The 13,578-nt window shown below is 56.4% G+C and carries 12 protein-coding genes and 1 pseudogene; 3 read left to right on the forward strand and 10 right to left on the reverse strand.

From position 1 onward, the window contains the following. Positions 1 to 56 precede the first annotated feature (56 nt). On the reverse strand, positions 57 to 1,034 hold the full coding sequence (locus CD58_RS17345; protein ID WP_038436674.1) for an AraC family transcriptional regulator: 978 nt from the start codon (positions 1,032 to 1,034) through the stop codon (positions 57 to 59). Between the two features lie 101 nt (positions 1,035 to 1,135). Between CD58_RS17345 and CD58_RS17350 the strand changes: the two genes are divergently transcribed. Next, positions 1,136 to 2,383: an MFS transporter gene (locus CD58_RS17350; RefSeq protein WP_025214268.1), complete on the forward strand. Its 1,248-nt coding sequence runs from the start codon at positions 1,136 to 1,138 to the stop codon at positions 2,381 to 2,383. A gap of 117 nt (positions 2,384 to 2,500) precedes the next feature. Here CD58_RS17350 and CD58_RS17355 read toward each other — a convergent pair whose 3' ends face one another. From CD58_RS17355 to CD58_RS17395, 9 genes are all read right to left on the reverse strand, one after another. Then, entirely contained in the window at positions 2,501 to 2,857 is a 357-nt protein-coding gene (locus CD58_RS17355) for an L-rhamnose mutarotase (RefSeq protein WP_038436675.1), read from the reverse strand. Further along, positions 2,854 to 3,753, reverse strand: coding sequence for an amidohydrolase family protein (locus CD58_RS17360; protein ID WP_025214270.1), 900 nt, complete (start codon positions 3,751 to 3,753; stop codon positions 2,854 to 2,856). Before CD58_RS17360 ends, CD58_RS17355 begins: the two co-directional genes overlap by 4 nt. Then, a complete protein-coding gene (locus tag CD58_RS17365) occupies positions 3,750 to 4,766 on the reverse strand; it encodes an aldo/keto reductase (protein ID WP_025214271.1) in 1,017 nt (338 codons plus the stop codon). Before CD58_RS17365 ends, CD58_RS17360 begins: the two co-directional genes overlap by 4 nt. 19 nt (positions 4,767 to 4,785) lie before the next feature. Then, positions 4,786 to 5,730, reverse strand: a complete 945-nt coding sequence (locus CD58_RS17370; RefSeq protein ID WP_025214272.1) for an ABC transporter substrate-binding protein — start codon at positions 5,728 to 5,730, stop codon at positions 4,786 to 4,788. A gap of 35 nt (positions 5,731 to 5,765) precedes the next feature. After that, a complete protein-coding gene (locus tag CD58_RS17375) occupies positions 5,766 to 6,806 on the reverse strand; it encodes an ABC transporter permease (RefSeq protein WP_025214273.1) in 1,041 nt (346 codons plus the stop codon). Next, a complete protein-coding gene (locus CD58_RS17380) occupies positions 6,803 to 8,347 on the reverse strand; it encodes a sugar ABC transporter ATP-binding protein (protein ID WP_025214274.1) in 1,545 nt (514 codons plus the stop codon). The genes CD58_RS17375 and CD58_RS17380 overlap by 4 nt, the downstream gene beginning before the upstream one ends. A 66-nt stretch (positions 8,348 to 8,413) precedes the next feature. Next, positions 8,414 to 8,632 (reverse strand): hypothetical protein, encoded by a 219-nt coding sequence (locus CD58_RS17385; RefSeq protein WP_025214275.1) that lies wholly within the window; start codon positions 8,630 to 8,632, stop codon positions 8,414 to 8,416. 211 nt (positions 8,633 to 8,843) lie between these two features. Next, a complete protein-coding gene (locus CD58_RS17390; RefSeq protein WP_025214276.1) occupies positions 8,844 to 9,593 on the reverse strand; it encodes a creatininase family protein in 750 nt (249 codons plus the stop codon). A 51-nt stretch (positions 9,594 to 9,644) separates the two neighbouring features. Further along, positions 9,645 to 10,970: an MFS transporter gene (locus CD58_RS17395; RefSeq protein ID WP_025214277.1), complete on the reverse strand. Its 1,326-nt coding sequence runs from the start codon at positions 10,968 to 10,970 to the stop codon at positions 9,645 to 9,647. A gap of 132 nt (positions 10,971 to 11,102) precedes the next feature. Here CD58_RS17395 and CD58_RS17400 point away from each other — a divergent pair. Next, positions 11,103 to 12,052: pseudogene (locus CD58_RS17400) on the forward strand (LysR family transcriptional regulator). A 182-nt stretch (positions 12,053 to 12,234) separates the two neighbouring features. After that, positions 12,235 to 12,930 carry a hypothetical protein gene (locus tag CD58_RS17405; RefSeq protein ID WP_025214278.1) on the forward strand — a complete coding sequence of 232 codons (696 nt, stop codon included), beginning with the start codon at positions 12,235 to 12,237 and terminating at the stop codon, positions 12,928 to 12,930. Positions 12,931 to 13,578 lie beyond the last annotated feature (648 nt).

The following is a 13,578-nucleotide window of genomic DNA, read 5'->3' on the forward strand; positions in this document are numbered from 1 at the left end:
CTTGGCGGGTTTACCGTCAATGCCGTTGCAGTTCGGCCGGACATGCCCAGAGCTGCTCACTGCACAGGCTCACTGCTTCGGCGTACCTGTCGACTGGCCCCTGGTGGCTGGCCATTGATGCGCTTGAATGCACGGCTGAATGCTGCTTGTGAGGTATAGCCCAAGCGTTGTGCGACGGCATCGATCGACAGGTTGTCCTGCGTCAGCCATTGGCTGGCGATCCGCATTCGCAGCTCGGTGGCATATCGCAATGGCGGCACGCCAATGGTGGCCTGAAACCGCTGTGCGAACACAGAGCGTGATACGTGCGATTCGGCGGCCAGCTCGGCAACCGTCCACTCGCGCCCGGGTTGGCGATGCAGGGCAAGGATAGAGCGTGCCAGGCGCGGATCGCGCAGGGCTGCCATGAGACCTTGCGCGCTTTCAGAGCCACATTCGACCCAACCCCGTACGAATAAGGATGCAGCAACTTCCGCAAGCCGAGCCATGATCCCGGCATATCCGATGCGTCCGGCGCAGATCTCTCGCTTGATTGAGTCAAGTATCGATCCCAGCCCTGGATAACGTTGACCGCCGGTGTCCGCCACCATGACATTCGGCATCAGCTTGCCTAAGGCCCGCATGCCTCCAAGATCGAACTCCATGCAGCCATAGAACAGGATCGCACTGGGCGTGGAAAGTGTGCTCGGACAGGTGTTCACACCACTGACAGCCTCGCCCAAAGGGGCGGCATCAAGTTGGTCGATATCCTGAACCGTGGCATCCAGCGCTGATAGCAGGGCGTGCCCATGGCCTTGCGGCACCAATACCGCGTCACCTGCCGACAGGTGATGTATCGCGCCATCGCCTGTCCGCAAGATGGCCGTACCCACCGCCAGATAATGAAAGTAGGCATGGGCCGATTTGTGTTCAAAACCCAAGCCAAAGCTCGGACCCGTTTGAATACGGCGGTACTGAACGCCGCGCAGCCGCATCCCCGTTAGCAGTTCGCTAATCAATTCAGACGACAGCGCAAATTGTCCTGATTCAGTCATTTTCAGGCGTTTCGATCAAAAGACTAAGACGTAGCATCATAGATCATCCTGAAGCTCAACTCTAGACTGTGGGTCACGATCACTTCCCAAGGATTCTTGAGATGAGTAGCAATGTGCTTGATGCCGCACCTGGCAGCGTTACTGGAGCAGAGCCGGCAACCCCGGCATGGATGGCGGTTTTCTCCCTGGCCATGGGTGTCTTTGGCCTGCTGACGGCTGAATACCTTCCAGCCAGTTTGCTAACGCCGATGGCCTCGGACTTGAACGTCTCCGAAGCACTGGCCGGACAGGCCGTGACCGTCACCGCCGTGGTTGCGTTGTTTGCCGGACTATTGGTGCCAGGTCTTACCCGCAAACTTGACCGCCGCATCGTCTTGCTAGGTTTCTCCGCGCTGATGATTGCCTCCAACTTGCTCGTGGCCATGTCATCGAGTCTGGTGGTCCTGTTGCTGATGCGAGTGCTGCTTGGCATTGCGTTGGGTGGGTTCTGGAGCATGGCGGCTGCCGTGGCCATGCGGCTGGTACCGGCGAAATTTGTGCCGCGCGCGCTGTCGATCATCTTCAGCGGCATCGCCGTGGGAACAGTGGTCTCCGTTCCGCTGGGCAGCTACTTGGGCGGCCTCTTCGGCTGGCGCAGTGCCTTTTATGCGGCAGCGGTGGTCGGCGTGCTGACGCTGATCTTCCAATGGTTCACCCTACCCCGCATGGCGCCCCGGAAAATGGCACGCACAGCATCCGTGCTGGAACTGCTTCGTCGCCCTGGCATTGCCATTGGCATGCTCGGATGCGTGCTCGCACACACAGGTCAATACGCACTGTTCACCTACATCCGTCCCGCACTTGAAAGCGTTGTACCCATCGACACCGACGGCCTGGCTTTAATGCTATTGGGCTTCGGCGCCGCCAATTTCGTCGGCACACTCGTGGCGGGTTGGCTGATGGAACGCAGCTTGCGCCTGACATTGATCCTTATGCCAGCCTTGGTCGCCGTGGCCGCGTTTGCCATGATCTCGCTTCCTCTCCAGGCGCCGGGACTGGCACTTGCAGTCGCCCTCTGGGGCCTGGCTTTCGGCGGGGTGCCGGTTGCCTGGTCGAATTGGGTAGCACGCGCGGTTCCAGATCAAGCCGAAACCGCAGGCGGGATGGTCGTCGCCGCAGTCCAGTCGTCAATTGCCGCGGGCGCTGCACTCGGTGGGTTGGTCTTCGGTTTTGGCGGCGTAATGGGCGTCTTCATCATCGCAGGCGCCGTGATGCTGCTGGCAGCTCTGATGATTGCTCTTCGTGTTCGGGTGGAATTGCCGAAGCCTGCTGGAGGCGAACGATCAGGACATTCCCGACTTGCGCTTTGAAATCGAATTTCTGCGAGTGAGGCAATTCGGGGCCAGATGCCGAAAACCAGAATAATCGCCACGGGCTCTCTCATTCTTCGCAGACAGCCCCCCACAGACTGGTATTTACACTCGCGGTTATTGGATACCGTCGCAGGAGAGCAATGCTGTGCTTAGCTTGAAAAGCTCCTTGGATAGTTTCCACTTTCCTTCTACAGAGCCTGGCATTGCACACTGATAGCGCCACATCAGTTGTTCCCACTCCTGCACTTTCGGGTTGCTGCCTTCCATTGCCGCCAAGCGATCAAAAGAGAAGTCAGCGCCTGCTTCCAACAGCATGATCAAGCGATTTTCATAGCGCCAGATGGTCATGTCTTCCACACCCGCCAGGCGCAAATGATTTAACACCTCAGGCCACACCGCCTGGTGATGAATTTCATATTCAGCGATCAGCGCGGGATCATCCTTGAGGTCAAGTACTTGGCAATATCTCATTTTGGGCAGGCCGGGTGAGTGTCAATTTGTTGGTCGGGCGCGGGGCGACCGTAATCGATCCGATAAAAAAGACAGGCGTTCATGCCCATGATCAATGGGGTGCCCTCGCGTATCGATCGAGTGCCATGTTTATCCAGGTACTGGCGGGTCATCGCCCACCACTCGAAGTAATCCGAAGCTAGATTGATCACGGGCCAATCGCTGCCCCAAATCACCCGCTGCGGACCAAATAACTCGAGGACGTTGTCCATGTAAGGTTGCAATGCCTGGGCACCGTCGCCTTGCGCGCCTTCAGTGAGCAGACCCGACAACTTGCAGTACACATTGGGCAGCGCTGCCAGACGTTGGAGGTCACGGGACCAGGGTTCGGTCTGCCGACTCGCGATATCCGGCTTTCCCGCGTGGTCTATCACGATCCTCAATGCACGATTACGCTCGGCCATGGCCACTACCCCGTTAAGGTGCTTAGGCAAAACCAGGACATCAAGACTCAGATCGTGCTCTACAAGTGCATCTATAGCGACTTGGATCTGGCTATCCTCGATCCAGTTGTGGGCCGGTAGAGCTTGCAACATGGCACGCACTCCCTTGAATTTGGGGTGCCGAGCCAAGCGTGTTATCTCCTGCACAGCAGTGGTTGACGTCAGATCCACCCACCCCACTACGCCCAAGATGCTGTCGTGTTGATCAGCCAACTCCAGCAAGAAATGTGTATCGCCCAAGTGGGGGTTCGATTGAACGGCGACGGTTCCATCGATACCGCATTCGCGCAGGTGTTCAATCAAGTCGTCAGGCGCAAAGTCCTTGAAGATTGGGGCCAAGTCAGCCGAGGGCCAATCCCCATGACCGCTGTTGAGACGCCAATAATGTTGATGGGCGTCGATGCAGAGCGTCATAGGGCACCTTGGGGCAACGGCGCATCAGCATCGATCAACTCGCGCGCTTGAAGTGTCTTCCAGAAAGCCTCTGGGATGTCCTGCTCGAACCACGCGATACTCCGGTCGAGTTGCTGCGGCGTACGTGTACCCACCACACAAGACACCACCGCGGGATGCGCCATTGGAAACTGCAACGCTGCCGCGGGCAGCGGCACCTCAAACTCTTCACAGACTGTTTTCAGCGCTTGGACTTTCGCGATCACCGCAGCGGGCGCTTCGCCATAATCAAAGTGCGTACCGCCGGCAAGAATGCCTGAATTGAATACGCCACCGACTACAACAGAATTGCCCTGTCCCAGGCATTTGTTCATCAGTGGTGCAAGGCTTTGCTGATCAAGCAAGGTGTAGCGTCCCGCCAGCAATGTGCAATCCAGCTGGCATTCGTTCATGCTGTCTTGCACAACCTCCCATTCGTTCACGCCCAAACCAATGGCCGCAATCGCTCCATCCTCACGCAGGCTTTCGAGCGCTCGAAATCCGCCGCCTCTGGTCAACTGGTCCCAGTGAATCTGGTGACGTTCACCGTGGGTAAGCCGCCCGATATCATGCACGTACAGGATGTCTATCCGGCAGACCCCAAGACGTTGAAGGCTATCTTCATAAGAGCGCATGATTGCGTCATATCCATAGTCGTACACCGGCCGGAAAGGCAGTGGATTAGCCCAGCCATCGTCCCCATTGCGTACTGAACCATCAGCGCGCAGAAGCCGACCGACTTTAGTGCTCAGGATAAAATCGGCTCGCGGACGCTCAGCTAACTCAGTGCCAACCCGGCGTTCGGAACGGCTGTATCCATAAAAGGGAGCCGTATCGTAATAGCGGATTCCCCTATTCCAAGCGGCTTGCAGCGTTTGCGTCGCCTGATCCGCGGATACTTCCCGGTAGAGGCCACCCACTTGTGAGCACCCCAAGCCAAACACCCCTAACTCCAGCGAGCTTCTGGGAAGCCTTCGTTTTTCGGAGATTTTCAAGTTCGCTCACTCCTTCCGATCAATACAGGACGTTCCGAGCCTCTGAACTGTCGATGTTCGATTTATCGATCAGGAGTACGCCGGTATCGATATTCTTGGGCACTGCGGTCCCTGCGATGACCTTGGCGACCGCAGTGACCGAATCCAGCCCCATCCTGTAGGAGCTTTGGACGATGATTGAATCGAGGGTGCCGTCCTTTACAAAGTTCTGCAGGTCTTCGTTACCGTCAAATCCGATGGCCACAAGTTTTCCGGATTTTCCGGCTTGTGCAATCGCGCGCGCCATTCCTACGGCCGTCGGCTCGTTGGCCCCGTAAATACCTTTAAGATCGGGATTCGACGCCAGCACGTCGGTGGTTTGATTGAGCGCGTTGGCCATCTGGGATTGAGAATAAAATGGGCCCACGATAGTCAAGTTCGAGTGCTGCTTTATGTAGTTTATGAACCCCCCCACGCGCCCAATCTCGGATCCTGCTCCAGGGACGTAGGACATCACTGCAATCTTGCCTGTCTTCCCCACTTTTTCGATCATGCGTTGTGCGCAGAGCTCACCGGCCCTGGTGTTATCAGTCGAGAGGAAAGATTGATAATAAGCATCGCCGTCAGTAGAAATCGCTGAGTCGATGAGTACCACCGGGATATGCGCTTCCCACGCTTGTTTAATTGCAGGCACCAAGGCGTCTGGATCGGCAGCGGCCAGGACAATCCCGGAAACCTTGCGGTTGACCGCGTTGACCACCATGTTCACTTCATCCGCTACCGCCGACTCGGATGCGGGCCCCTGAAAGGTGACCGTCATGTTCGGCAATTCCTTTGCGGCCGCCTGGGCACCTTTTTGAACATTCTGCCAATAGTTGGAATTTGCACTTTTTACAATGACCGCAATTTCACCACTGCTTGCTTGCGTGGTGATGGACATGAACAAGACAGCCGTGACGATCGCAATCAAGTTTAGCTTTTTCATCGAAATCGATTCCTTATTATTGTCAGTGCTTTGGTTTATCTTTTTCGGTTTCTAAGTTGGTCGACGCACACCGTCAGCAGAATGACCAGCCCGATGATGATCTGCTGGGTAAAGCTGGAAACACCTAACATGTTCAGGCCATTGCGCAAAATGCCGATGGTGAACGCACCAATGATGGTGCCGGACACGCTGCCGATACCGCCGGACAAGGAAGTACCACCAATGACCGCACTGGCAATGGCATCGAGTTCATACATGACACCTTCATTTGGCTGCGCGGAAACTAACCGCGACATCAATACACAGCCCGTCAAGCCCGCGAGCACACCAGACAATACGTAAGTGAACAAGGTCACCCGGTTAACATTCACCCCGGACAATCGTGCTGCTTCCGCATTCGAGCCGACCGCGTAGATGTGACGCCCCAGGCGGGTACGGCTCAAGATCATCCAAAGCCCGATGGCCAAGCCGATCATGATCACTACCGGGTATGGGATGCCGGGAAAAATGACATTCGGAAAGCCATTGGCGCCGATGTTCTCTATACGAAAAAGCGTTCCATTACCCAGCGTGCCGAACCCCTTGCCCAGCCCCGAAACAGGCTGGGCATCCGTCAGACGCAAGGCGAGCCCCCTGGCAACCAGCATCATCCCCAACGTTGCAATGAAGGGTGGAAGCTTTAATCGAGTGATGAAAACACCGTTAATGGCGCCGCACGTTCCGCCCACCAGCAGGCCGACCAGGATTCCGACAGGAATCGAGGCCCCGGCTTTTATGGCCAGCGCATTGGCGACACCTGCCAACGCCAATACCGAGCCCACCGAAAGATCGATACCGCCGGTGATAATGACAGCGGTAGCGCCAAGCCCAAGGAAAGCAATAGAAGTAACTTGCAGCGCCACGCTCATGCCGTTGCCCATCGACAAGAACGCCTCGCTGGTACTCGCGAATACGACAATGAGGGCAAAAAGGCTGGCCAAGGCGCCGAACTTTTGCAAAAGCTCTTTGCGTCGATCGGTATTGATAGCGTTTACGGTGATGGATTCTGCAGGCTTATCGATACTTAGGTCATTCATTTGGAATACCCCGACGCGTAATGCATGATTTCTTCTTGTGATGTACGGCGGGCGTCAAGTTCGCCGGTTGCATGCCCCTCATGGAAAACCAGAATTCGATCACTCATACCCAATAGTTCGGGAAGCTCGGAACTGATCAGAACAATCCCTATGCCTTGTGACGCCAGCTTGTCCATCAGTTGGTAAATGGCATACTTCGCACCGACGTCTATGCCCCGGGTAGGCTCGTCGAAGAACAAAATTCTAGAGTTTCGAAACAGCCATTTACCGATCACGACTTTTTGCTGATTGCCACCCGAAAGATAGCGGGTAACCTGATTGGGCGAAGGGGTGCGAATGCCGAGGCTATCGATGTAGCCGCGCGCGGCCTTGTCTTCATCCTTGAATCGAATGAAGCCAAACGCGTTACAGACCGCCCCCATGTTTGCCAACGTAATGTTGCTTGCAAGGGACATCTTCAGGGCCAAGCCGTCACTCTTGCGGTCTTCTGACAGGTAAGCAATCCCATGCCGGATGGCGTCCTGTGGTTTTTTGATCGTAACGGGTTTGCCGAAAAGCTCCAGACTGCCTGTGTCCACAGGATCCGCGCCGAAAATAGCCCGTGCGATCTCAGTTCTGCCTGCGCCCATCAGCCCTGCAAACCCAAGAATTTCTCCCTTGCGAAGCTCGAAATCAATCGACTGGAACGCGCCTTTTCGACTGAAATTACTGACTTTGAGCAATACTTCCTTAGTAGGCACACTCGTTCGCAGAGGAAACTTTTCCTTCAGTGACCGCCCCACCATGTCAGCGACAATAGTATCGACCGTGGTGTCGCGGAACAGAGAAGTAGACACATAACAACCGTCTCGCATGACGGTGACCCTGTCGACGATATGTTGCATTTCGTCCAAGCGGTGCGAGATGTAAAGCATGCCGACGCCCTGCACCTTCAACTCGTTGATCACTCGAAAAAGCTGCGCGGTTTCCGTTTCAGTCAACGATGAGGTGGGTTCATCAAGGATCAACACTCGTGCATTTAGCGACAGGGCCTTGGCGATTTCGACCATCTGTTGCTGAGCGACGGAAAGCTTGTTAACCAACTGGTTGGGATCAATATCCACCCCTAACCGTTGAAGGCACTCACGTGTGTCTGAAAGCAGTTTGCGCCGATCAATGAGACCAAATTTCACCGGCTCTCTGGCCAAGTAGACGTTTTCAGCAACCGACAGGTGCGGCACCAAATTCAGCTCTTGGTGGATGATCGCAATGCCAACCCGCTCGGCATCACTGACCGATTTAAACGTTCGCTCTTCACCCAGGTAGGTAATTGTCCCTTGGTCGGGAGTCAGTTGCCCGCTGATGACTTTCATCAGGGTCGACTTGCCGGCGCCATTCTCTCCGCATATCGCGTGCACCTCTCCTACATTGAGGCTGAGTGAAACGCCGTTCAGCGCGAGCACCCCAGGGAAACGCTTGACGATGTTCTCCAGGCGCACACAAGGGAGAAGCGAGGCGGGTTCAACTGCAGGCCCGACGGCCCGAGATGACGAGACATTCAAGGTGGCGTTCTCATTTATTTTTATTAAAGGTCTACAGACCCATTAAGAAAATGCACTCCCCGCAATCTACGCTTGAGAAAAATTATTGGCAAGACCAATTTTGTATTTACCGAATTGGACAGACCAGTTTAAATTCTGGAAGATCAGGACGATTTCCGTGGTCGAAGTCATCGCAACGCCCTGCGACTGCCCGCAACGGATGAAACCTGGAACACGGTCGAATTGGGCCCGATTGACCAGAGGCCCGATCACGATAGCCGGATCCTGCGGATTGCCGACGACCATCGCTGCGACCAGTCTTTTTCACGCGGTCCGATTTCCCCGTGAGCGACAGACTCACTCGCTTCATTTGATGCATTGCACCGTTTCATTTCCCTGAACGGAAACGAATGATCTTCCACATCATGGCGTACCTGATCGACTGCGGTTTCCCCGCGATGAGCACCAACGCCGGGGATGCCCAGGCGTTGGCCAGGTGGAATAAAACTCGCGCGGTTCAACCCGGCATCGGCTCACGGCTGAAGGCTTGCACCTCCCGCACCAGACTTTGTGCTGCCATCATCACCAGCTGCCGGCCTTTTTCCGGTGACGCTTGCGCCGGGTCCGATCCCATGCGGCCATCCGGATGACGGGCGCGGAAATCGACAGCCTCTCGAATGGGCCCCCAATTGGCGATCTGTGGCGAGTAGTCAGCCGACTTGATGGCGTGCGGATAGGCCCACTGGGTCACGGCAATTTCCGAAGGCGTTGCATGAACACCGTGTCCTGTCGGGAACTGGTCTTTCGCCAGGTCATTGACGCCTTCCAGATCCCACCAGTTGCACAACTTCAAGGCGAAACCGGCCGGGCGACGGGCAAAACTCGCTTCGGCGTAGAGTTCCGAGAATGCCGCTTCAATCGACGCGATGTTGCCGCCGTGGCCATTGAGAAAAAAGATTTTTTCAAAGCCGTGGGCAGCCAGCGAGCGAGTCCAGTCACCGATGGCGGCGATGAACGTCGAAGGCCTGAGGGAGATCGTTCCCGGGAAACCCAGATGATGCTGCGCCATGCCGATATTGAAGGTCGGGGCGATCAGGATTTCCGCTGCCTCATGCGCCTGATGGGCAATGATTTCGGGGCACATCCAATCCGTCCCCAGCAGTCCGGTAGGCCCGTGCTGCTCGTTGGAACCAATCGGGATGACGACGGTACGACTGCGCTGGAGAAATTTTTCGATTTCGACCCAGGTCGATTGATGTAAAAGCATCTGCGTTCTCTCTCTTGAAAGGTTCCTTGCGGAACACGATGGGTGTGAAGTTCAAAGCGCCCGGTCAACCTGCGGTGCATTCAAAACCCGGTCGCGATGCGCCAGTGGTTTGCTTGCGATGATCACGAACGCGGCGCACAGAAATACGCAGCCGACAGCGACGATGCCCGGGTTCATGCTTGCCGTTGATGTCTTTGCCCAACCGATCACCGCAGGCCCCCAAAAACCGCCACAGAGACCGATGGTGTTGATCAGAGCGATACCGCCCGCTGCCGCTTCCCCCTTGATGAGTTCAGAGGGCATCGCCCACAAGACCGTGTAGGCCATGAACATCATGGCGATCGCCAGCGTCAGCAGAATCATTGATAACATCAGGTTCCCATCGGCAACAGGATACAAAAGTATCAGTATTGCCCCGACGCCTGCCGGGACCGCGCAGTGGTAGCGGCGCTCGCCGAAACGGTCCGAACGGCGCCCGATCCAGTACATGCCTGCTGCCGCTGCCACATAGGGAATGGCGGCGCACCAACCCAGCTGCATCATGTCGTGGATGCCTTGCGCTTTAAGGATCGCCGGGAGCCAGAAGCTCATGGCGTAGATAGAAAAAATGATGCAGAAGTAGGCGCACGCCAGGACGTAGATCCTGCGATCGCGCAACACAGCTCTGAACGAGTGGGAGCCGCCCTGGGAAGCGCCCAGTTCACGCTGCAGCAGTTGCTTTTCCTCCACGCTCAGCCAGCGAGCCTCGGCGGGATGGTTGCAGAGGTAAAAATAAGCAAAGGCACCAAGCAACACGCAGGGCAAACCTTCGATCAGGAACATCCATTGCCACCCCGCAAGGCCACCCACGCCTTCGAACGTGGAGATCAGCCATGCCGAAAGCGGACCGCCAACAATGCCGCCCGCCGGGCCTGCGATGAACACAATCGCGATGGCCCGGGCCATGCGCTTGGGGCCGTACCAGCAAGACAGGTAGTAAATCATCCCCGGCGCGAAACCGGCCTCAAAAACACCGAGCAGAAACCGCATGGCGTAGAACATTGGCACGTCGCGCACGAATAACATGCAGGCCGATGTGATGCCCCATAACACCAGAATGCGACTGAAGGTTTTTCGCGCTCCCACTCGCGGCAGCATCAGGTTGCTGGGTAATTCGAACAGCACATATCCCAAAAAGAACACACCTGCGCCGACACCATAAGCGGCGTCGGACAGCCCAAGATCGTTTTGCATCTGCAGCTTGGCAAAGCCGACGTTTATGCGATCCAGATAGGCGAAGACGTAGCAAACGAACAGGAGTGGCAACAGACGCCAATTCAGTTTGCGGTACAACATTGCAAGGGCGGCATTGTCTGCGGCGGGCACGAGGGTCGACATGCGAGTCTCCAACTTTTCTTGTTGATCTGACGTGTCGAAAGATGTTGCGCCGGCAGCGTAAACAGCAGCAAGAGCAACTATGTTCGTGTACCGTTGCCCTACGAGCAACACGTAATTCGAAGGACACGACTCATGCGCGAAATCAACCAGCAACGCTTGCGGTATTTTCATGAGGTGCTGACCCACGGATCCATCCGTGGCGCGGCAGACAGCATCAACACCTCCCCGTCAGTGATCACGCGCCAGATCAAACTGCTGGAACAAGAATTGGGCACGCGGCTGTTTGAACGCCAGGCTCGTGGCGTACAGCCCACCGAGGCTGCCGCGCACCTTCTGGAGTTCTGGCGCGGCTATCGATCGCACCAGGAAAAGCTTGAAGACCGGCTCCAGGCGATCAAGGGGCTACAGCTGGGACACGTGCGCATCGTCATCAGCGAAGGCTACGTCGATACATTGGTTGACCACGTGCTCGCGCCGTTCTGCAAACAGTACCCCAAGCTCGATATCAGGCTGGACATACTGCCCGTTGACGACGTCCTCAACGAGATCGCGGAAAATCGCGCGCATATCGGCCTGGCCTACACCCCCCTCCCCATGCTCACATCGACTATCAAGCGACCTCCCGTCAGCCCGTGATGCTGCTGGTTCGCCCGGACCATCCATTGGCCTTGAAAGGGGCAATGGCAACCGTCGCCGACTTGCTGGACTGCCAACTGGTGCTGACCCCGACTACCTTCGGTATCGGTCATGCGCTGAAAATGCTCGAGTACGCCGAGAAGATCGAGATCCGTCCGGCGCTGGTCAGCAACTCGTTGGCCGCCCTCAAGCGCCTTGTTGCATCCGGCGAGTTTGCGTCGCTGCTGGGCGAGGTGGCGGCCTATCGGGAAATCGCCCAGGGCAGCCTCGCGGCCGTGGCCGTCGACCATCCACTGTTCCAAGGGGTCGAGGCAAAACTGCTGGTCAAATCCGGCCGCCCGCTGGCGGCCCCCGCTCAAGAACTGCTGAACTGGATGTTGCAGCGCTTGCCGATGTTCGCTTCCGGGGGAGAAAAAAAGCAATCGATCGACTGTGCGGTGGTTTGATTTTGTCTCTGGGGTGCGGGTGTTCGTGGATTTCTTGCTGGAACATCACCGGATGTAAGCGATGGCGCCACCCCGATTCCTCCGAGCACCAGCAGTAAACGTTGTCGCTCGTGACGACAAAATGAACACCAAATACGATAACCTGCACGGCTATTGAACAGCTCATGCAAGGACGCCAATCTGTGTACCTGAACCGTTGGAGCTACACCCTATTAGCGTGCCTGCTGCCTCAGCTGAGCATGGCCACCACGCTGCAGATTGATCCTCGTGGTGAGGATCTTTACCAGCAGGCTATTCCGTACCTCCTACAAGCGGATAGCAAGCTTGAAGCAGTCACTGCTGAGACCCCTACGACAAGCGCAGAGGAGAAGAAGCGCTCCTTGGCCCTGGCGGAAGAAGGCGGCGAATTACTCAAGCCTGCATTTGCGCTGCTTGAACAAGCGGCGGCCCTCGATCATCCCATAGCCCAGCATCGCCTCGGACTCATCTACGTGATGCTGTCTCCGAGCGAAGTGATAACAGAGAAAGCGTGTCCCTTGTTTGAACGAAGCCTCGCTCAAGGCTTCGCTCCACCGGCTCTTCAAATTGCATACTGGTGCTTGGCGTTCACCGACACGCCTCAGTACGAAACGGCACTGCTGGCCCTGGAGACCAGCATGCCACTCTATGAAAGATACTTTCCGCAGCCTGTTGTCAGGCTTGAATGCAGACCTGAAGAACCCGTGGGCTTCGCCATGCAGTGGGGCAGCAGTCGTGATTACCAAGCGGAAATCTACCGACTTCTGGGCGAAAATAATCGCGCAAAACGGACGGAGTATTACCAGAAGGCGCTTGATATCAATGACTGTTACAAGGTCAAACGGCGCATGGCTAAGTAATTCCCACCACCTCAGATCCGAGGCATGCTGCTCACGTCGGAGCCAAATCAAATCCTTATGACAACGGACACCTAATACGCCGCCGTCGTCATTAAATACACGTTCAAAGGAGCTGAATGGTACTGGCGTTGCGATGAATGACCTGACCGATATCACTGATCAAGCCCATCACTTTTCGATGATCTCGCCACGCATCGGTGCCAATCGGGCGATCAGCCGATTCTTGGCGTCAGGGCTGCACCGTTCACCGTTCCATCCTAGCGACCGCCCCTACGCTCGCCTCTCTGTCCCCCGCCTGCAAGGGGCGGGCACCGCACCCACAATGATCGATCAGGCAACGCACAGGCTCAAGCCTGCGCGGCAGCTCTAGCCCGCGGCGAGGCGGGAAAATAATACCGATATGACATCGTACAACGATTAAAAAAATGCTTCCCATCTGCAAAAGCGCTGTTATTTTAAATGCGCATCGAGCCCGCCCCCCCATCGAAAGGCGCCGGAAATCCGTTTCCAGCGCGGCCATATCCGGCCGGGGGAGCGGCGTCGAGGCTTGTCTGCCGTTGTTTTTCTAAACAGGACCGGTCCGTATCGCGCAGGCCACAAGCCTTGCCGCGTCGACCCAGGGGCACGACCCCTGCACAAGGAGGTGTC

The sequence above is a fragment of the Pseudomonas brassicacearum genome, assembly GCF_000585995.1.
In the GTDB taxonomy this organism is placed as follows: Bacteria; Pseudomonadota; Gammaproteobacteria; order Pseudomonadales; family Pseudomonadaceae; genus Aquipseudomonas; species Aquipseudomonas brassicacearum_A.